Source organism: Nitrosomonas sp. (assembly GCF_019752415.1).
Classification (GTDB): domain Bacteria; phylum Pseudomonadota; class Gammaproteobacteria; order Burkholderiales; family Nitrosomonadaceae; genus Nitrosomonas.
Genome location: NZ_JAIEME010000019.1, coordinates 1 through 21,317 on the forward strand (window position 1 = coordinate 1; position 21,317 = coordinate 21,317).

The 21,317-nt window shown below is 43.7% G+C and carries 20 protein-coding genes; 10 read left to right on the plus strand and 10 right to left on the minus strand.

The genetic code is table 11. The annotated features are described in order from the left end of the window. Window positions 1-933: 933 nt before the first annotated feature. The 5 genes from K2P83_RS04135 to K2P83_RS04155 form a co-directional block, all read right to left on the minus strand. On the minus strand, window positions 934-2,196 hold the full coding sequence (locus K2P83_RS04135) for a hypothetical protein (RefSeq protein WP_292926614.1): 1,263 nt from the start codon (window positions 2,194-2,196) through the stop codon (window positions 934-936). Window positions 2,197-2,330: 134 nt separating this feature from the next. Beyond that, on the minus strand, window positions 2,331-3,095 hold the full coding sequence (rsmA, locus tag K2P83_RS04140) for a 16S rRNA (adenine(1518)-N(6)/adenine(1519)-N(6))-dimethyltransferase RsmA (RefSeq protein WP_292926615.1): 765 nt from the start codon (window positions 3,093-3,095) through the stop codon (window positions 2,331-2,333). Then, window positions 3,085-4,092 carry a 4-hydroxythreonine-4-phosphate dehydrogenase PdxA gene (pdxA, locus tag K2P83_RS04145; protein WP_292926616.1) on the minus strand — a complete coding sequence of 336 codons (1,008 nt, stop codon included), beginning with the start codon at window positions 4,090-4,092 and terminating at the stop codon, window positions 3,085-3,087. The genes rsmA and pdxA overlap by 11 nt, the downstream gene beginning before the upstream one ends. Before the next feature lie 2 nt (window positions 4,093-4,094). Beyond that, complete coding sequence (locus K2P83_RS04150) at window positions 4,095-5,417, minus strand: peptidylprolyl isomerase (RefSeq protein WP_292926617.1); 1,323 nt, start codon at window positions 5,415-5,417, stop codon at window positions 4,095-4,097. 46 nt (window positions 5,418-5,463) lie between these two features. Further along, window positions 5,464-7,626, minus strand: a complete 2,163-nt coding sequence (locus tag K2P83_RS04155) for an LPS-assembly protein LptD (RefSeq protein WP_292926618.1) — start codon at window positions 7,624-7,626, stop codon at window positions 5,464-5,466. 589 nt (window positions 7,627-8,215) lie between these two features. Here K2P83_RS04155 and iscR point away from each other — a divergent pair. The 8 genes from iscR to K2P83_RS04195 all read left to right on the plus strand — a co-directional run bounded on the left by iscR (window position 8,216) and on the right by K2P83_RS04195 (window position 15,292). Further along, window positions 8,216-8,677: a Fe-S cluster assembly transcriptional regulator IscR gene (iscR, locus tag K2P83_RS04160; RefSeq protein WP_292926619.1), complete on the plus strand. Its 462-nt coding sequence runs from the start codon at window positions 8,216-8,218 to the stop codon at window positions 8,675-8,677. Between the two features lie 216 nt (window positions 8,678-8,893). Continuing rightward, window positions 8,894-9,235 (plus strand): iron-sulfur cluster assembly accessory protein, encoded by a 342-nt coding sequence (locus K2P83_RS04165; RefSeq protein ID WP_292926620.1) that lies wholly within the window; start codon window positions 8,894-8,896, stop codon window positions 9,233-9,235. A 119-nt stretch (window positions 9,236-9,354) separates the two neighbouring features. Then, window positions 9,355-10,791, plus strand: a complete 1,437-nt coding sequence (sufB, locus tag K2P83_RS04170; protein ID WP_292926621.1) for a Fe-S cluster assembly protein SufB — start codon at window positions 9,355-9,357, stop codon at window positions 10,789-10,791. Next, entirely contained in the window at window positions 10,788-11,579 is a 792-nt protein-coding gene (sufC, locus tag K2P83_RS04175; protein WP_292926622.1) for a Fe-S cluster assembly ATPase SufC, read from the plus strand. The genes sufB and sufC overlap by 4 nt, the downstream gene beginning before the upstream one ends. Continuing rightward, the gene (gene sufD / locus K2P83_RS04180) at window positions 11,576-12,877 is read left to right on the plus strand and encodes a Fe-S cluster assembly protein SufD (RefSeq protein WP_292926623.1); all 1,302 of its coding nucleotides are present in this window, start codon (window positions 11,576-11,578) and stop codon (window positions 12,875-12,877) included. The genes sufC and sufD overlap by 4 nt, the downstream gene beginning before the upstream one ends. A gap of 2 nt (window positions 12,878-12,879) precedes the next feature. After that, a complete protein-coding gene (locus K2P83_RS04185; RefSeq protein WP_292926624.1) occupies window positions 12,880-14,142 on the plus strand; it encodes a cysteine desulfurase in 1,263 nt (420 codons plus the stop codon). After that, entirely contained in the window at window positions 14,142-14,624 is a 483-nt protein-coding gene (sufU, locus tag K2P83_RS04190) for a Fe-S cluster assembly sulfur transfer protein SufU (protein WP_292926625.1), read from the plus strand. Before K2P83_RS04185 ends, sufU begins: the two co-directional genes overlap by 1 nt. Before the next feature lie 107 nt (window positions 14,625-14,731). After that, window positions 14,732-15,292, plus strand: coding sequence for a NifU family protein (locus K2P83_RS04195; protein WP_292926626.1), 561 nt, complete (start codon window positions 14,732-14,734; stop codon window positions 15,290-15,292). A gap of 51 nt (window positions 15,293-15,343) precedes the next feature. On the opposite strand, the gene K2P83_RS04200 is transcribed toward K2P83_RS04195, so the two are convergent. The 4 genes from K2P83_RS04200 to K2P83_RS04215 all read right to left on the minus strand — a co-directional run bounded on the left by K2P83_RS04200 (window position 15,344) and on the right by K2P83_RS04215 (window position 18,538). Further along, complete coding sequence (locus K2P83_RS04200) at window positions 15,344-15,907, minus strand: elongation factor P (RefSeq protein ID WP_013966075.1); 564 nt, start codon at window positions 15,905-15,907, stop codon at window positions 15,344-15,346. Window positions 15,908-15,985: 78 nt separating this feature from the next. Further along, window positions 15,986-17,122: an elongation factor P maturation arginine rhamnosyltransferase EarP gene (gene earP, locus K2P83_RS04205; protein WP_292926627.1), complete on the minus strand. Its 1,137-nt coding sequence runs from the start codon at window positions 17,120-17,122 to the stop codon at window positions 15,986-15,988. Window positions 17,123-17,218: 96 nt separating this feature from the next. After that, window positions 17,219-18,001 (minus strand): DUF4126 family protein, encoded by a 783-nt coding sequence (locus K2P83_RS04210; RefSeq protein ID WP_292926628.1) that lies wholly within the window; start codon window positions 17,999-18,001, stop codon window positions 17,219-17,221. Between the two features lie 90 nt (window positions 18,002-18,091). Then, a complete protein-coding gene (locus tag K2P83_RS04215) occupies window positions 18,092-18,538 on the minus strand; it encodes a universal stress protein (RefSeq protein WP_292926629.1) in 447 nt (148 codons plus the stop codon). A 296-nt stretch (window positions 18,539-18,834) separates the two neighbouring features. On the opposite strand from K2P83_RS04215, the gene K2P83_RS04220 reads away from it, so the two are divergent. After that, entirely contained in the window at window positions 18,835-19,080 is a 246-nt protein-coding gene (locus tag K2P83_RS04220; RefSeq protein WP_292926630.1) for a hypothetical protein, read from the plus strand. Beyond that, window positions 19,081-19,617, plus strand: a complete 537-nt coding sequence (locus K2P83_RS04225; protein WP_292926631.1) for an SH3 domain-containing protein — start codon at window positions 19,081-19,083, stop codon at window positions 19,615-19,617. Between the two features lie 19 nt (window positions 19,618-19,636). Here K2P83_RS04225 and K2P83_RS04230 read toward each other — a convergent pair whose 3' ends face one another. After that, complete coding sequence (locus K2P83_RS04230) at window positions 19,637-21,262, minus strand: diguanylate cyclase (protein WP_292926632.1); 1,626 nt, start codon at window positions 21,260-21,262, stop codon at window positions 19,637-19,639. Between the last annotated feature and the right edge of the window lie 55 nt (window positions 21,263-21,317).

A 21,317-nucleotide genomic window follows, 5' to 3' on the forward strand; every position in this document is an offset into this window, starting at 1 on the left:
AGATGTCTCTACTTTGAAAGTTAATGGGACAGTAGTGAAACCATATCATAAATTTAATCAATTGAAGCATTTCCAATATATAAAAACTGCGAAACGATGCGACTACGCTATCTCCCGAGCGAAGGTGCAGAAGACTGATTCCAGAACTGAATATTGTTGATGATCAGCGGATCTGGCAGAACAGATTATAGGTAATTGATTACAAGTTAGAAACTGTGTATTTTGGCAGACTAATCATAGTAATTTTGTCATAGTCCACAGCATACATACATTCATTTTTCTTGGTTCGCGACCTGCCCAATGCAGCGCGGCTTTTTGCACAATTCCCCTTGACTGCCAGGTTAGGGCTGAATTTGGTCAATGCGTTCATTTGTGAAAACCCATTCGCCTGGAATTTTGTGGCTGTACTGCGAGCGAGGATGATGGAGCTGATAGTCTTCTTGTAGCGACCCGTGACCGCGACCGTTACATTGGGTTTTCATGTGATCCGCAATCTCCGTCGGGCTCGCAACGTAAACGCGTGGAGCTTGACCAAGTGCAACATTGAGAAATTGAACCAACACGTAAACAACGTCTTTCTGCTGAATGGTTAACCATCGGTCAATTGCGGCATGGTAGTTCACTCACGGTTTGACAAAGCGGACAGCGAGCATCCAATCGCCATCTTGGCTTCCCTTCACGGACACTGGAAGCTTGCGTTCGTCCTTGACGGCCATGAGATCGTAGTGCGGTTGATTCGCTCCGCACTGCGCACAAGAAGGCAAGCGGGTAAGACTCTGCGGCGATTTCACATTGGCGCGGTGTCATGGATAGAATGCCCTAACTATATACGACATCCGATGCCTTATAAAAACCGAAAATTGTCGTATAGTCATAGAAAACTCAAATTATCCTACTGTTAATTATCGGTTTACTATAAGCAAGCACGAACAATCAATGCTCCCTAAGCTTAATTTCAATTTTAGGTGTCCGGTGTTGCTCGGACGAAGGCAGGCGATTAAGTCCTAGTACCGTAATGCGGTGCGCGGCGTTGAAGCTGGGTGCGCCATCCTGGTCGCGCAGAATGGACGATACTTTGTATTCCAAGCTGTTGGCGTCCGGATTGAAGTGGATGTCATGGATCCAGATGCCTGCCCGTTGCACTTGCTGATGCTCGCATTCGTAGGAGAGGTCCCAGCCGGTCAGCATCGGCACGGCATAGTCGTAGGGTAAATCATTGATGCGGAATGTCTGGGTGCGGACAATGCCGTCGGTGTTTTTGCGGCAAGTAGCGGTTTTCCCGGCGCGGGGGTTCAGTGCCAGGAAATCTGCGCGCAGTTTGACGCTGCTGCCGCGAATCTGGGCGGCGCGTGTTTTAATGCGGTGCGTGCGCGGATCGTTATCTTTGAAAATGGTTTGAGTAACCCAGTGCGGGCTGCCGTCGCGGTTAGGCGAGGCGCCGGTTTGAGACAGGTTGTAGGCAGCTTGCAGCAAACGATAATCGGCACGATCCGCCCATTTGCAGGGGGGGAAACGTAATTCGCATTCGAAGATGTCATCAAACTGAAAATCAAATCCGCGCGGGATGATTGCAATCACATCATTGCCTTTTAGCGTACCTTTGCTTCCCAAGTTTTCCACAGTAGCCACTGCACCTTGCGCTTTATTCTGTAACGCCGATGCCTCAATACCGTTGTAATCCGATTCAATCACGGCATCAAACCAAACCGAGCGATAGCCGAATCCGCTATAAAATACACAGAACTCGTACGCATCAGCACGATTCTGGTCATCCAGTTTGCCTTGCACCTCAAACACCAGGAAGGAAGAACCGGCGCTCTTAACCAGCTTGCTGTGGATGATGTCCGCTTTCATCGAATTCACTTCGCGATCTTTTTGCAGATAGCGCAGATCCCAGCCATTCAGCACGACGGTCGCACTATCCACGTAGCCGGGCATTTCGATCCATTGCAGCACGGTTGCCGCTTCCGCACCATTATCCCGCTGCATGCATTTACTTCCCTCAATCAGGATGAATTTTCCCTCATCCTCAAAAACCGTTTTCCCTTCCGATTTAAAGGAGAGTTGTTCAAAAGGTGTCGCGATCTTGGCTTTATCCGTTGAATCAATCGTTTTCTTTACTTGTGTTTTGGTTGCACAGGCAGAAAACGCGAATAGTATGAATAGCCCAAGAAGTATGTACAGATAGCGAATCATTCATACCCTCCAAAGATGAGTGTTGTGTCACGAAACAAATATTTGCGCAAATAATCTTGGCGGCTGTTCGCTCATTATGCCACGCTATAAATTATTTTCCCTCACAAGCCATGCAAAAGATAATGGTGAGCTATTCAGGCCAGAAAATCTGCAATCGCGATAAATTTTTCTACCGATAAGTTCTCAGCGCGCAGCCCAGGATCAATACCCAGAGCGCTAAAATCCTCCGCCTTCAAGAAATGATGCAATGTGTTGCGGAGTGTTTTACGGCGTTGCGAAAATGCCGCCAAAACAATTTGTGCGAATAATGCTTCATCCTTAACGGTACGAGAGGATTGAGAACGTGGAATCATCCGCACGATAGCCGATTCTACTTTGGGTATCGGGCGGAAAGATTCTGCCGGAACGCTAAAAACATGCTCCATATCAAAGCGGTACTGCAACGTGACAGAGAGGCGTCCATAATCTGGCGTTGACGGCGTTCCCACCATACGCTCCACAACTTCTTTCTGCAGCATGAAATGCATATCCAAGATCTGTTCTGAGAATTGACTCAGATGGAACAGTAAAGGGGTGGATATGTTGTAAGGCAGATTACCGATAATACGCAGTTTCTCACCCAAAGCAGAAAAATCAAACTTCAGCGCATCGGTTGCATGAATGGTCAATTTTTCTTGCGGAAATTCCTTTTCCAGCTTGACTACAATGTCGCGATCGATTTCCACAACATCCAGATGATCCAGCACTTGCAGCAAAGGACGTGTCAACGCACCAAGGCCCGGGCCGATTTCAATGATTCGTTCACCCTTTTGCGGGTAAATTTCATGGATGATTTGCGCAATGATCTGCTGATCAACTAAAAAATTCTGGCCAAAACGTTTGCGCGGGTTATGGTGCATGAAGAAACAACGCGTGGTTTTTGGCCAGTTGCGCGGCCATTTCAATTGCGGTCAGTAAGCTGCCGGGATTCGCGCGCCCTGTTGCGGCCAATTCCAGTGCCGTACCATGATCAACCGAGGTACGGATAATGGGCAATCCTAAGGTGACATTAACACCGCCGCCGAAACTGGCATGCTTCAAAACCGGTAATCCCTGGTCATGATACATGGTAAAAATACAATCATATTGTTTGAGTTGTGCGGGACTAAACAAAGTATCCGCCGGAACAGGTCCGATCAACTGCATCCCCTCAGCACGCAATTTATTGAGGACAGGAATAATGACATCGATTTCTTCACGTCCCAGATGACCGGACTCACCGGCATGCGGATTGAGTCCCGCGACAACAATACGCGGATTATCCAGCATAAAACGAGTGATTAGATCACGCTGAATAATACGTAATTTGCTTTCGATTCTATCCGGTGTGATCGCCGCGGCCACATCCTTGAGCGGCAGATGCGTTGTCGCTAGCGTTACGCGCATGTTGCCACCCACCAGCATCATGACCACCGCGCTATGCATCAATTCTGCTAAAAACTCTGTATGCCCGGTAAACGGAATGCCCGCATCATTAATCACGCCTTTATGAACCGGCGCTGTGACCATGCCGTCAAATTCACCGGATCGACAGACTTCAACAGCACGTTTCAGTGTGGATAAAACATAACGTGCGTTAGCCGGATTCAGTGTTCCCGGTATGACCGTTTCCGATAAAGGGACATGCAGAACTTGCAAGCTGCCCGCTGTATGTTGACATGGTGTAGTGACTGAAATATCAATCAGCTTCAGCGGAAGCTTGAGTTGTTGCGCACGTATCCGCAATAATTCACGATCTGCGATGACTACCAGATTACATGACAGCGGCTGCTGTGCAATTTGCACACATATATCCGGGCCGATTCCTGCGGGCTCACCGGCAGTCAGCGCTAATCTGGGAATAAATTTATTGTTCATGTTTAATGATCGTTATCTAGACGATATTCCACATAGGCCTGATCCCGTAATTGCCGTAGCCATTCCTGAATAACAACATCAGATTTACGATTTCGTATTGCTTGCCGGGCTGACTGCCGGCGGCGGTTAAGACTGATATCTTGTGAGCGGCGTTCCATTACTTGGATTACATGCCAGCCAAATTGCGATCTGACCGGATCACTGACTTGACCCGGTAGCAGCGCGTTCATCGCCCGTTCGAAATCCGGTACGGTATCGCCCGGCGAAAGCCAGCCAAGATCACCGCCGGATGACGCACTGGTGTCCTCGGAATACAGTTTGGCTACTTCCGCAAAATCCTCCCCCTTATCAAGCCGCTCTTTAATCTGAAGAATTTTTTGCTTGGCATCATTTTCGGAAGTCAATTCATTAATTTTAATCAGTACATGCCGCGCATGCGTCTGATCAATGATCACAGTCGGCACTTCTTGAACACGCCTGCCGAGGAGTTTAAAAATATGAAAACCATTCGGGCTTTGGACTACTTGTGTCACATCCCCCGGTTGCAACGGTGTCAATAAGTCAGCAAATGCCGGACCCATTTGGGTAATTGGGCGCCACTCAATGATCCCGCCTTGATTAGCATCGGCAGCATCGGAAAATTCAGCAACTACCTGCGCAAATTCTACGCCTTCATTCAGTTTCTTTAGCGCCATATCGGCGCGCTCAGCTCTTTGCTGGATTTGGTCGGAATTCATATTTTCCGATACTAATATCAAAATATGTGCGAGACGGTATTCATCATTACCCTCGGCCGAGGTTTCCTGGGTATGAAGAAAATTGTCAACTTCTCCTTCCGTAACATTCACCTGATTTTTAATCTCCCGCTCCTTCATCCGCGCCATGATCATTTCCTCGCGAATCTCATCTCGGAACTTGTTATAACTGATTCCGTCTTTTTCCAACACAATATAAAATTCCGGCAAAGACAACTTATTATCCTCAGCAATACGCAGTATGGTCTCATCCAATTCACTTTCACCGACGGACAACCCCACTTCCTTTGCATGCTGTAATTGAATACGTTTGCTTATTAAAGATTCCAGTACCTGATTCTCCATTGCTTGGTGATTAGGCAATTGAGCACCTTGCTGCTGCAGCCGGCCGATAGCTATTTTGATGGCTTCATCAAGCTCCTGCCGGGTAATAACATCTTCATTCACAACTGCTACGATATGGTCAATCGGTTTTGCAGCCGGAACAAATTCCAATTCTTGTGCAGTAACATGAGCAGATAAAAATGCAATGAGCAATAGAAAGATGCAGGAATAGTTTCTGTTATGCATAGATTGATGATACTTGATGAATACGATTGGCGTGGCAAATCAATGATCAGTGAACGCTGGTATACCCCGGAATACTTTGTTGTAACACCTGCAATGGGTTATTGCCAATTCCCATTAGCCCCTTTAATTCCAGCTGCACAAAAACTGCAGTGGTTGTGGTTTGCGTAGCCGTTGTCAACCGTTGTACGACAAAGCGTAAAGCCCAACAACATGCGTTGTACTCAAAACCTGCCAATCCTGCGAGGATCTTGTCATCTTTCAGCGAATAATTTGCCCGGGCAATACCGTGCCAATTTCCAGCAATTGGCCATTGAAATGAACTATCCATCTGTTCCAGAACATTACGTGTAAAGCGATAACCAAGATTAAGTACCTTGCCCGGTTCCGGTTGATAACTGATACCAGTACGCACTTTCTCAATCCAAAATTTGGATTCATCCATCTGAATGTTAGAATCGGTACTAATGTGCTGTGTTAAACGCCCTGAAATAGCTGCAATGAAATCCGATTTGCCGCTGGCAACCTGGGGAGGAAGAAGCAAGACTCGCGGGTCGGTAAAATTGACTTGTTGCCCTACTGCAAGCCGCAAACGCTCTATTCCCGTATCCTGTTCAACGAAACGCGATGTCAATGCGACTGTAACACGGTTGGCATCATTAATACGATCACTGCCGCTAAATCGATTTTCAGTGAGCATTTGCGCAAAACTAAAATCATTAACTGCCGAATCAAAATTCGGCAGATAGTTTTGATTCCGGTATGGCACATAGGTATAAAATATGCGCGGCTCTAGAGTTTGGACAAAATTCCTATCACCCAATTGCAATTTCCGGTCAAATGCGATACCGCTGTCCACGCTGAAAATTGGGATGGCACGATCGATATTTTCCCCTTTATTTTCTACCGGTGTACCTAAACTATATTGCGTATAATGCAAGCCGATTTTAGGCGTAATGTAGCCATATTCATTGCGCAATGGCGCACTGACACTGGGATAGAATACAAAGCGTTTTCCATCGACGAGAGTAGGATGATAAAAATTTGTCCAGCTACTATTGAGTTCAAAGTCCATTTTTCCTACATCGCGTTTAATGGCATTCATGGAAAAATGCGGCAAACGCTCATAAGGAGATACAAACAGCGCCAACGGATCCTGGATTGTTTGAAAACGTTGTGCAAATCCGGTAAAACTCACTGCCCCGTTTGCGCCCAATCTGCCGTTATAAGAGACTCCGCCTTGTTGCGACAAATTGGTCAAACTGGTTTGAGCAAGATTGGGTGTGAGCTCACGGAAATAACGATCGTCCGAAACTTGATTGTAATTCAGAAAACCTTGCCAGCCTTTCCCAATATTTTGTGTATGTGTGAATAAAACACCCCAGCGGGTCTGATTGGTTTGGATATCCTGCGGAAGAAAATCGAACTGCAGATGGCCATTCATGTTCTTATTGCCGATATACCGCACTTCGTTACTCAGCAAGAAACCACGCTCAGTCATAATGCGTGGCGCAATGGTAGCGTCAATATTGGGTGCAATATTTAAATAAAACGGAAGTGCGACATCAAACCCTGTTCTTACGTTATAGCCCGCAACGGGCGCCAGCATTCCTGATTTACGTTTGCCGCTATAGGAAAAGTCTATCCAAGGGGAATACAGTATGGGCGTGTCTTTAAATACAACACTGACATGACGTGCGGTGCCTACTTCTTTCTTGTTATCAATTTCCAGCTCTTTGGCACGAATGTGCCAACCATTGTCACCTTCCGGACAAGTCGTGTAATGGGTTTCCTTCAACCGGTAATTGTCTTTACCTTCAAATAACAGCATGTCGCCAGCCCCACGCCCTTTCCCTTTATTCATCAAATAACGCGGCTCTGTTAGATAACCTTCTTCGGTTTTCAGATTGAGCTGAAGATATACACCTTTCAAAGTATCTTTAGGCCTCTCCAAGCGCACATTTCCTTCAACTTCAGTATCTTCAGTCTGCTGATAGTATTTCATACGGTCCGCGGTAAGTACATTATCCTCATGATGTAATACTGCATTACCGGTTGCTTCAATTTCCTGCTTGTAATAGCCTGTGATACGATCGGCTTCGATCTGCACTGGTTTCTTTTGCGGTTTGATTATTGGCTTTTGTCCGTTCTCAGGTTTAACGGATAACTCACTCGCCAAGCCGGTTAGCGGAAGTATGAACAAAAGAGCCAAAATGTATAGATTCTGAAAAAATCGCATATCCATTACAAGACTATTTTTGCAAGATACAACAAACTGATACAACTTATCTTTGCTATCAATATTTCCAATTGATCAGGTCGCCTCATCGTACAAGTACAAAGCTAATCGAATTTCGAATGGAATAACCCGCACAGTATTGTAATGTCTGTCTAGCCGGTTCAATTTGCTATGCTCCCTTTTTTCTTGTTCTATCTACTATAAAATCAGATTAATAATTTATGAATATAATTATTCATATCAGCAAAGATGGCATTGTACTATTTCTTCCAGCAGCTTATCTATCGAAGAACAGAATTTAGATTGCGAAAATGACCAAATTATTCAGCTTTTTCGTACAAAACATAAGGCGAGCCGCATCCGCCATATGCCTTAGATGAAAATAGAGGATTATCTACTGTTTCTTAAAATCCTAGCAGCTTATTTGCTCTCTACAATTCCATGCATACATAGTTGACTAAATCAATCGGGTATTGTATAGTTGACTAAATCAATCGGGTATTATTCATGCAAGTACTTATTTTTAACGATCAACCCACCCGATTTTTAAAAGGAGTCAATCATGAGATTAACAACAAAAGGCAGATTTGCGGTAACAGCATTATTAGATCTTGCCCTACAACAAAGCAACCGCCCTGTGACGTTGGCAGATATTAGTCAGCGGCAAAAAATATCACTATCTTATCTGGAACAGTTGTTCGCAAAATTGCGTCAATCTGAACTTGTAGATAGTGTGCGTGGACCGGGGGGCGGTTATTGCCTTGCAAAAGATTTAGATAAAGTTTCAGTAGCAGACATTATTCTTGCTGTTGATGAGCCCATCGATGCGACACAGTGTGGCGGCAAAGAGAATTGCCATAACGATGGAAAATGTATGACCCACGACTTATGGGCGAAATTAAACGACCTAATATTTGAATACCTTGGCGACGTAACGCTCAAGGAGCTTGTTGACAATCAAATAAATCAACAAAGCGACGGCATCATCCCGCTTCTTGATATGCGCGAAACAAACGCTGCATAAATTAAGTGTTCGCCAGTTAAAGATCTCGATTCTCAGAGATATCATCTTAAGGATTAAGGACTTTACAAGTTTTTATACTGAACAATTTAATCCGACTTGTGTCTTATCTTCACTGTGGTAGTTAATGTAATGAGTACGTCGGATCGTATCATCAGACGATATATAAGCACCTTGATAATTTTATTTAAATTGAGAATTCTGCATTGAATTAATACTATGCCAATTACCTTAACTGAAAATGCCGCAAAGCATATCCAACAGCAACTTGCAAAACGAGGCAAAGGGCTGGCGTTGCGAGTTGGGATTAAAAAATCAGGCTGCTCAGGATATTCTTATATATTCGACTATGCAGATGAGATCAAATCAGATGATCAATTATTTGAATCCCATAAAACAAAAGTAGTTGTGGATACAAGCAGCTTACCCTATATAGATGGCTCTCGAATCGACTTTACCAAGGAGGGCCTCAATAGCTCGTTCAAGTTTATCAATCCTAATACTGATAATACATGCGGCTGTGGCGATAGTTTTAGCGTGAAAGAACCTACTAAGATTTGACTCAAGGTCATGGTAGTTTCAAATGATTTTTTTCTTTTTAAAAAAACCTGACTTGACTGTTAAGCAATTTGAAATATCTGTTTAAAAACTAAAGATACTAAAATAAAGGAACAAACCAAATGAGCGCAGTACTGCAAAATCTGGTTAATCAACCATATAAACATGGCTTCGTTACTGAGATTGAATCCGATATCGCACCCAAAGGACTAAACGAAGATATCATCCGATTAATTTCGACTAAAAAGAATGAACCCGAATGGCTCTTGTCATTTCGACTAAAAGCCTATCAGAAATGGCTAACAATGAATGAACCAAAATGGCAGAATGTTCATTATCCAAAAATTGATTTTCAGTCAATCAGCTACTATTCAGCACCCAAACCAAAGCAAAAACTCGCCAGTATGGATGAAGTTGATCCTGAATTATTGCGCACATTTGAGAAGCTCGGTGTACCCATGCACGAACGCGCAGCACTTGCAGGCGTCGCTGTTGATGTCATCTTTGATAGTGTTTCAGTGGCCACTACCTATAAGGAAAAACTTGCTGAAGTAGGTATTATTTTCTGTTCTATTTCGGAGGCAGTACAAAATCACCCGGAGCTCATCCAAAAATATTTAGGCTCTGTAGTTCCAGTAGGTGATAACTACTTTGCAGCTCTGAATTCTGCAGTATTTACAGATGGCTCTTTCTGTTTCATACCGAAGGGTGTTAAATGTCCAATGGATTTATCCACCTATTTCCGTATTAACACGGAAGGTTCCGGGCAATTTGAACGAACCTTGATCATTGCTGAAGAAGGCGCGTCCGTTTGTTACCTTGAGGGTTGCACCGCACCCCGATTTGATACAAATCAGTTGCATGCAGCAGTTGTTGAATTGATCGCATTAGATAATGCAGATATTAAGTATTCAACAGTTCAGAATTGGTATGCCGGGGATGAGAATGGCGTAGGCGGGATATACAATTTTGTAACCAAACGTGGCCTGGCAAAGGGTGTTAATTCAAGAATTTCCTGGACACAGGTAGAAACCGGCTCTGCAATTACCTGGAAATATCCCTCTTGTATTTTGCGCGGGGATAATTCTGTCGGTGAATTTTATTCGGTTGCAGTCACTAACAATTATCAACAAGCTGATACCGGCACCAAGATGATTCATCTCGGAAAAAATACACGTAGCACAATTGTCAGCAAAGGTATCTCAGCGGGTCATTCAAACAGCAGTTATCGCGGCCTGGTACGCATCACGCCAACTGCAGAGGGCGCACGCAACTATTCGCAATGTGACTCCATGCTGATTGGCGATCAATCGGGTGCACATACTTTTCCCTACATACAAGTACACAACAACAGCGCAATCGTTGAGCATGAAGCTTCTACTTCTAAAATTGGCGAAGATCAGCTTTTTTACTTCTCACAACGCGGCATTGATGCCGAAGAAGCGGTTTCAATGATTATCAACGGGTTCTGTAAGGATGTGTTTCAGCAATTGCCGATGGAATTCGCTGTTGAAGCCACGAAACTTCTGAGCTTCAAACTGGAGGGAAGTGTCGGATGATTGATAAAAACAGCAGAACCATTCTTTCTGTTCAAGATTTACGCGCCAGTATTAACGGCACCGAGATTCTAAAGGGCATTGATCTTACTGTTAAGAGCGGGGAAATACATGCCATTATGGGTTTAAATGGATCAGGCAAAAGTACCTTTGCAAAAGTGTTAGCTGGTCATTCAGCATATCAAATCACCGGCGGATCAGTTCAGTTTGAAGGCAATAACTTATTAGAGCTGCCACCTGAAGAGCGCGCCCGTGCCGGATTGTTTTTGGCTTTCCAATATCCGATCGAAATTCCGGGCGTTGCTAACACACAATTTCTTCGCCTCGCTTACAATACTGTACAAACAAAACGTGGCAAAGAAGAACTGGATCCTCTTGAATTTGACGATTTTGTGCGTGAAAAAATGAAATTACTGGAAATGAATCCTGATTTCTTAGATCGCAGCGTTAATGAAGGTTTCTCAGGCGGTGAGAAGAAACGTAACGAAATTTTACAAATGGCATTATTAGAACCCACACTGAGCATTCTGGATGAAACAGATTCCGGACTTGACATCGACGCACTTAAAACAGTGGCCAATGGTGTCAATCAAATCGCCAATAAAAACAATGCAACGATTCTGGTTACGCATTACCAACGCTTACTGGATTATATCGTGCCTGATTTTGTACATGTCATGCAAGCAGGACGCATCGTCATGACGGGCGGTAAAGAACTGGCATTGGAGCTGGAAACACGCGGTTATGATTGGGTTAATGCAAACAAACCGGTTAACGGAGTAATCGCATGAGTGATCTCGCCAGCACGGATTATCTCGGATGTCTGCTTAAGTCTTGCCCGATCAAATCGACCGAATCGTTATCGTGGTTGAGTCAATTACGCGCTCAAGCAATTGATCGTATCAGCACACAGAAATTGCCAACCCGGCGCGATGAAGAATGGCGTTTTACGGATATATCGCCTATAGCCCACCTACCCTATCAACCGTCACAGCCGGAATGCAATCTGCATGCGCATGACATTGAACATTTGAGCTTGAAGGAAGCAAAAAACCGTTTGGTATTTGTTGATGGTCATTATTCTTCAAATTTATCGACCATTTTTGACGCTACGGCGCTGGTGATAGGAAACCTGCCGGAATTTGTAGCAACGCACGCATCGACGTTGGAATCGCACTTAGGGCAGCATGTTCAATTTGACAACAACGTATTTGCAGCATTAAACACAGCCTTCCTACGCGATGGCGCGCTGATCATTGTTCCAAAGAGTATCGCCATTGCTGAGCCAATCCACTTGCTGTTTATTGCAACGCAGAAAGAAGTAACCAGTTATCCGCGTTGTTTAGTGATTGGCGAAGCAGGAAGCAATGTAACGCTTGTTGAGGATTATGTAGCGCTTCAACAAGCCACTTATATCACCAATTCCGTCACAGAAATCAGCTTAGCTGCCAATGCGCAGGCCAAACATATTCGAATCCAGCGTGAAAGCGCACAGGCTTTTCATTTGGCAAACTGTGCAGTGTCTCTCGCCCATGCAAGTAATTATCAATCAACCAGTATTTCACTTGGATCGCAGATTTCCCGCTATAACCTGAATGTCCGGTTAACTGATGCAGCGGCGGAATGCGTTGTTGATGGATTGACTTTGATTTCAGATCGTCAACTTGCAGATACGCATACCTGCATTGACCATTTAAAACCCAACGGCACCAGTCGCCAGCATCATAAATGCATTGCCGATGATGCTGCACACGCTGTGTTTAATGGAAAAATCATAGTACACCCACATGCGCAGCAGACGAACTCATCGCAATCCAGTCGCAACTTGTTACTCAGCAAGCTGGCGCAAGTAGACACCAAACCGCAACTGGAAATTTTTGCCGATGACGTTAAATGTGCGCACGGCGCAACAGTCGGACAATTGGATCAAGAAGAGATTTTTTATCTGGAAAGCCGCGGCTTATCTGCAAAAGCCGCACGCAATCTATTAACCTACGCATTTGGCGCTGAAATCATCAGTCGTATTCCTGTCACTTCGCTCAGGCAACAATTGGAACAAGCAGTTCTTAATCAGACTCAAAGTAACTAATCATGAACTCAGCCATAGTCTCCCTGAAACCTGAAATTTCCGCCGATGATTTTGATGCGGAAAAGATTCGCGCCGATTTTCCGATTCTGAAACTTAAAATAGACGGCAAACCGCTTGTCTATCTCGACAATGCGGCATCCAGTCAAATGCCGCAGCAAGTCATTGATCGCTTGGTGCGCTACCAGACTACGCAACATGCGAATATCAATCGCGCTGTTCACTATCTGTCCGAAGTTGCCACAATGGAGTATCACAACGCGCGTTGCAAACTCCAACAGTTCGTCAACGCACGTGAAGATCGAGAAATTATCTTTACCAGCGGCACAACCGATTCCATTAATCTGGTCATGCACGGCTATGGGCGCAAGTTCATCAAGGCTGGCGATGAAATCATTCTGACTACTTTGGAGCATCATTCCAATATCGTACCCTGGCAAATGCTCGCCAACGAGAAAGGTGCAAAAATTCGTGTCGTTCCGATTAACGACAAAGGTGATCTGGAAGTCGATGAATATGAAAAGCTGTTTAACGAACGCACCAAGTTTGTTGGTTTAATTCACGTATCGAATGCACTCGGCACCATCAATCCCATCAAGCACATGATTGATTTCGCACATCAACATGGCATTCCTGTTCTGATTGATGGCGCACAAGCAGCTCAGCATATCATTATTGATGTACAAGCACTCGATTGCGATTTTTATGCCTTTTCTGCGCATAAACTTTGCGGTCCAACCGGTGTGGGCATACTCTACGGAAAGGCAGCTTTACTGGAATCCATGCAGCCTTTTAAAGGCGGTGGCGATATGATTGCTTCGGTCACTTTTGAAGAAACACTCTACAATACCATTCCACATAAATTTGAGGCAGGCACTCCGCCTATTGCCGCTGCGATTGGCTTTGGTGCTGCTGTTGATTATTTGGCGGCTATTGGTATCGAGCGTATAGCCGCATATGAGTTATCCTTACTTAATTATGCGACGGAGCGCTTGAACGATATTCCAGGTGTCAAGATCATTGGCACAGCGGCAGAAAAAACAGCCGTCATTTCATTTACGATCGACGGCATTCATCCGCATGATATCGGCACGATTCTCAATCAGGATGGTATTGCCGTTCGCACAGGACATCACTGTGCTCAGCCTGTGATGCAACATTTTAATGTACCGGCTACTTCTCGTGCTTCATTTGCCTTCTACAATAAAAAAACAGAAGTAGATGCCTTAGTCGCTGGCATTAAAAACGTCCAAAAGGTTTTTTTATAATGCACACAAACTCACTGTATCAGGAAGTCATACTTGACCATAACCGTAAACCGCGTAATTATGGAAAATTGGATCACGCTAACCATCAGGCAGTTGGCCATAATCCCTTATGTGGTGATCGTTTGGATATTACCCTGCAACTTGAAAATGATCAGATTACTGACATTGCTTTTCAAGGTGAGTCCTGCGCAATTTGCAAGGCTTCCGCCTCAATGATGACAGCAACTGTTAAAGGAAAATCTCGTCTAGATGCAGAAACACTCATTCATGAGTTTCGTGAATTAGCGACTGGAAAATTGGATACTACTCACCCGCATCACCTTGGACGCTTGACAGTTTTTTCGGGCATACGTGATCTGCCAACACGCGTGAAATGTGCAATCTTACCGTGGCATACCCTGCATGCCGCGCTCAACTCGATTGCCAGCACATCAACTGAAGCAAATCATGATTCAGCGCACGCGATATCGAGTAAGTCCTAATTGATTCAGTAGCATACTAAGTCAAATCACATCAGTGATCCTGGCATATATGCCCAAACAACTTTCCTGAAAAATAATTGCATACTCAGTATTGATAAAAAAATAAAATGCCAAAAATTGCTGATATTGAAGGAACGCCTAACAAAAATGCATTGAAATTCATCCTCAAAGAACCGCTGACCTGGGGAATTGCACGATCGTACGATAACGCTGAAGCTGCTCAAGATGATCCCCTGGCTGCTGCATTATTCGAAATTGATCATGTTACAAATGTTTTTTATATCGATCATTGGATCACGGTTACCCAAGATGGGGAGGCTAATTGGCAAGACTTGGCACGTGAAATTGCCGACCCTATCCGGGCAGCACCAGCCGCCTCGGCGCAATCTGCCGAAACGGTAGCCGCTGCCAGCAATGTACTCGCTGATTTAAGCCCTGAAGATCAGCTGCGCCTGGAAAAAATCAATGTCTTACTGGATGAGGAAGTACGGCCGTACCTGCAACACGATGGTGGTGATTTGCATATCTTAGGGCTCGATGGCAATATCTTGCGTATCCACTATCAGGGCGCTTGTGGCACTTGCCCCAGCTCCATTTCCGGTACGCTGAGGGGGATTGAGAATATGTTAAAAACCATCGAACCGGATATACAAGTGATTGCCAGCTAACAACCCAATAAAAAAGGTGGCTATCGCCACCTTTTTTAATTTGATCAAGCATCAAACACGCTTTCTGAATTCATTGTTGTGTGGATCAATTTCAATTTTGTCACCAATTTCTACAAAAGCAGCTACCGGAATTTCAAACCCTGTCCCAACCAAACGTGCTGGTTTCATGATCTTACCCGTTGTATCGCCCCTCACTGCGGGTTCGGTGTATTCAACTTCGCGCACAATTGTGTTAGGTAATTCAACGGATATGGCTTTATCTTCATAAAAAGTTACCTGACAAACATCTTCCATACCATCGATCAGATAATTCAAAACATCCGGCATATTGTCAGCCTCCACTTCAACCTGGTTATACTCGGCATCCATAAAAACGTATAGCGGGTCTGCAAAATAGCTGTAGGTGCACTCTTTACGATCCAGAACAACCAAATCGAATTTTTCATCCGCTTTGTATACGGTTTCCATCGTGGTACTGGAAAACAAATTTTTTAGTTTCATCTTAACCACAGAAGCGTTACGGCCAGACTTGGTAAATTCTGCCCGCTGCACGACCATGGGATCATTACCGACCATCACGACATTACCCGAGCGTAGTTCCATTGCCGTTTTCATATTTCAATTCCAAAATTAAGTTATAAGCAAGATTGATGTTGCTCTAGAGCAGTAAACATCAAATTCATAAACGATAAATTATAGCCGATTTTCAGCAAACTGCACCAGACTGGATGCTAAATCAACCTGTTCCAATAATTGTCTAACCCAGCGCTTATTGTGTTGCGTGATAGATTCCCGAAAAAATAAGAAGTTCAACCAAATAGTGCTGTTTATTTCGTACCTGCCACTCCAGCAGGCCCATATCTCACGAACTGCACCTGTCATATCTTCCGGCATATTTGCGGTATATAGTTCAAGAAACGCATCCAACTTCTTCCAATGCGTGCCTTCTGTTTGGGGGTAAATATTCCAGACAAATGGATTACCTGCCCATTGCGCGCGCACAAAGGAATCTTCACCGCGCACAAAATTAAAATCACAACTCCAAAGTAACCGGTCATAATCAGTCTGCTCCATAAATGGAATAATCCGGACGGTTAATTGCCCATGCTGAATCAACTTCCCGGTCTGTGATAATGAATTGTTTAGTTGAGACGCTATGTTTCCAGCCACACTCCCCTCTGGAACAATTAACAAAACCGGCTTTGAAGACTCAGACAATACTCGAATAAGTTTAGTGACCGGCGCAGTGTCATAACAAAAAAGTGAAATGCGTATTTCATCCGGTTTTCGCGCCAACAAATCTTTACGCTGCAAAAATGCACGCTCTGCTGTTGGGCTAAAAGTACTTCGTCGCGCGATTAAATTCTTTTCGCGCAATAATCCACCGGTACCTTGCACAAAACCAGGGAAAAAGAATGTTTTAACTAGAGGAAGGCGTGGGTGTGGCGATGGCAGACCATGACATTGAACCACCCAAGGTTCAGCACTGAGATATTCCAGATTAATCCAAACCGGTTGTTTTTTTCTCTGTAACAGCGCCGCCACATAAACATCTGGCAATTCACAAGCGAATGCTTCGATTACAACTTCAGCTGGTTCAACTTCGACGGATATGTACTGCCAATGACAGATTTCAACACCCTGCACTACTTGCTGTTGAATCTCTGGATTAACATCCGGTGCTACACAGGAAAAGCTGGTCAGATCATCAACCCAAAGCCGTACCACCTGATGATGATCTTGTGTTAATTGCCGTGCCAGACGCCAACACACGCCAATGTCACCAAAGTTATCGATAATCGTACAAAAAATATCCCACTGGCGTTGCATAGCATTTTAAGGAGATAACGTTAGTGATTGGTTACTTTAACCAAAAGCAGAAGAATTATGATGTTTTGAAAAGTCAGACTCAACGGAAAAATTAGTCTATTGATCGTTTCCTTTCAGAATACTATTTTTTTGCTGTTCAAATTCCTGTTCCGTAAGTATGCCTTTGTCTCTTAATTGCTCTAAGCGCTCTAGTGCTGCAATTTGATCATATTGCTGCGATTCTGCCTTGGGGGCACAAGAATCTGGCTCATTGGGTACAAAAGACCGTGCTTTTGTTAATCCGAGAAATTTTCCAATTTTAGAGAGCAATAGCTTAATTAAAATCCATAATTTAGGTAAAAACCAAATCGAAAAACCAAAGAAAATAACAAACAAAACAAGAAAGATCTCTGGATGTTTTAATGCTGCCCACATTCCCGACAGCACTAGCAAGTCGCCTCCAATGGAGGCCGACCAATTCGTAAATGGTTCTGGGGATGTATTAAGTAACAGCCGTGTACCTGTCTTGGTGGCGTGGCTCGTTGCAGCTACGCCACCTCCCAGAATACCTGCTGCTATCTCGAGCGCTGGCGTCACATCGCCAACTGCGCCTGCTGCCAGCATGGCGCCAGCCGGAATACGAACAAATGTTTGAATAGTATCCCACACGGAATCCATGCCCGGTATCTTATCCATAAAAAATTCTATAAAATACATCACACCGGCTGCCGCAATCACCAAGGGGTCTTCCAATACCGATAATTCTGCAGGCAAATCGATATGACCTGTTGAGCCACCCCAGCCTAGCACCAGTAACACAGCATACAGATTAATGCCACTTGCCCAGGAAGCACCCATCATTAATGCAATAGTTGCTAATAGCGCTTCATAATTTTCCATGTTCTAATTTTATTATTAAAAGAATTAACTATTTAACCGCAAACATATTGCTTCATTAAGTCATAGCCGTCTTTGCACATCAAGACATCATCAGACATCAACTCCGCGAGCCAGAAGAATCGGAATATGTGCTGTTCGTACCACGCCTTCCGCAATACTGCCAAATAACATACGGCTAAAACCAGATCGGCCATGCGTTCCGATGATGATCAAATCTGACCGGTTATTCTTAGCTTCAGTAACAATAACACTGGCAATACGCTCCCCTTGCGTTTCAAGTAACTTTATTTCAGCTGCGACTCCGGCCTGTTTAAATTTCTTTTGCGCTTGCGCCAGTATTTTTTCACCAATTCCTCTCATGGCTTGGATTAGCTCCGCATAGTTTAGATAATCTTCATTGTCGAAATACCAGATATCTTCTAATACATGGACCACTTCCACTTGTGCATTGTGCTGTTGTGCAAATTTAATGGCTTCATCCAGTGCTCGCTCAGATGTAGCACTACCATCAATGGGTACCAAAATTCTCTGATACATGACACCCTCACATAAATAATGTGTTCAAGAACTTCGTTGAAATGAAAAAGTCTCTTAGCAGACTTCTAATTGACATATCTTCGTCCAATACTGTCGAGTATGGTAGAAAAATTACAATAATTCCTACAAATCATTACTACGCTGATGATGAATTGATTTATCATCTAAAACAACTCCAAGTTATCAATATTACGCGTCGCTTAATTGTTTGGAAAATTAAATAATTCTTGGGTACATTTTGTTTCTTTCGATCTTCTCTGTTTTTCAACTTAATTAATCGGATTATAAAAGATTCAATGAAAAATTTATTGTTGCAAACCATACCATTTTGTCCAATTAGCAGTTCTATTTTGTCATTGAATAAACTAATATTCTGCTTATTTGCACTGAATTTGTCAGGGTGTATTTCGCAGGAACCAACCCCCATTCGATTTATTGAACCAATACCGGTTTCAGTATCCGAGGATGAAGGCTTGAAAAATGAGATTGCACGCTTGGAGAAAGTGATTGCTGAAAAAGATGAATTGATTAAGAGTCAGTAAATGCGTCAACAAAGCCAGGCGCAAACACTACGAGAAGTCAATAAAGAAGCTACTCGTACACAAGTAAAACTCCATCGATTAGCCACAAAACCAAGTACAGCCTCTGCAATTGCAGAAATCGAAGTGGCTTTAGAACATCTGAAACAAGTTAAAATTTCTGCAGCAGATCAAATATTGCAGATCCAAGCACAACATTTAGTAGAAACTGCATCAATGTTTTATGAGAAAGATCAATATGCCCAGGCTATGAATCATATTGCGCAAGCCAAACATTTGATTAATCTGATAACTAGCTCTGATCGCAAGAGAACATCCATTGAAAATAATTCCCTGCTCGAATTTCATACGCCGATAAAATTACGCGCCAAGACAAATGTCAATTTGCGCAAAGAACCCAATACCAGCGCACCCATATTAGCTACCTTGAAAAAAGATACGACGCTGGCAGCAAATGCCAGTCTTGGTTCTTGGCTTCGAGTTCAGACTGAAGGCAATCAAGGTTGGATTCTTAGCACATCGCTTGAAGTAGAGGAATAACTACAGTCCATAACCGCACTTATAATGTGCCATTGGACTGTGGTGGTTTCATGCAATAAACTTGATTGCGTCCAGCATGCTTGGCTTCATACAGTGCACTATCAACCCTGGAAAGCAGAGAAGTTACGGATTTATCCTGAGATTCACTTTGAATAACTCCAATACTGAGTGTCACTTGAAGTATTTTATCTAATGTACTGCAGTACACATCGGCCACATGCCCTCGGATACGTTCCGCTGTCTTCATTGCTTCATCGACATTCGCCTCAGTTAAAATAATCATGAACTCGTCACCACCATAACGCGCGGCAAAATCAACATTGCGAATGCATTGTGAAATATTTTTTCCTATTGCGGCGATTACTTCATCACCGACAACATGACCGAGACTATCATTGAGTGTCTTGAAATTGTCGACATCAATCATGAGTACAGCAAAAGGGCGTCTTGTCCGTTCATATCGAGCCAACTGCTCTCGAATAATCGAGTTCAGCTTGCTGCGATTATATAACCCAGTCAAACTATCAGTTGCCGATAACGTTTCCAACAGCTGATTTTTTTCCTGCATGGCAACACTGGCCGCAGTAATTTCGGCTTGATTCTGACGTAATTTGTCGGTCATCTGGTTAAACATGCGCATCAATTGACCGAGCTCATCACGCCGAGTATTAGTTAATTCAGCGTTAAGATCGCCCTTTACAATCCTCTCAGTCGCATCAATCAATTTTTGTAAAGGAACCACGATGGCATGGCTCATCCGAAAAGCGATTGTAGTAACGACAAAGATAATGATACAGATCAGACCGATGTAAAAATCGCGTTGCTGCTCCCAAGCAGCATAAATCAATTTATGACTTCTGTTGACGATTATTGTTATGGGCGGTTTCTCGGACATATAAGCCAAGCCCACTACATTTTCTTGCCGGGGTCCATGAAATACTTCAAGTTCCCCTGGATTATCCTGCAATCGTCTTAATACACCAGACTCAAGCGATACTGGGGTATCTGTACTGATGATCGAAACATCACTGACCAACATGACCAATCCATCTTTATCTAATAAAAGTACATCACCAGGCGGTGATTTTATTTTATCTTTTAAACTTGGCTGAATATTGCGCAAATCAAACGTTACAATCAGTGCGCCTAAGATAAAATCATCCACCGATAACACAGGAACCGAAATACTCAGTATCGCCGTTGCATAATTCGCACTCCATTGTGGCGGCACAACAACATCCCCTTGAATGGATGCATCTTGCGGCCAATCTTGTGAAAGCGTCACTGGAAAAGGCGAATCCACATTGCTGGCAATTACTTCACCTTCGGTATCGACTACTGTTAGTTCCAATACTGTTTCCAATCGCTTATGTACAGACTTCAAATAGAGTTCCAATGCTTTTTGCTGTTTGATGAATTTATTTTTCTGAGACTGAGATCCTAAAGACAGTCCTTCAATAAGAATTTTAGACGTTGCGAGTTCGCGAACAACAAGAATTTGCTCTTTAATCCATAAATCTAATTCCCGGTTGGCATAATTTGCCAAGGCACGCAATTCTCGGGTTACATTCTCACTAATCATCGTTTCATTCTGCTGAAACGATAATATACCCAGTCCCAGTGAAGGAATCAGTGTGGCTAGCATTGAAAAAACGATAATTTTACTTTTTATACTTTTCAAAATATTTTGAGCAAGACTA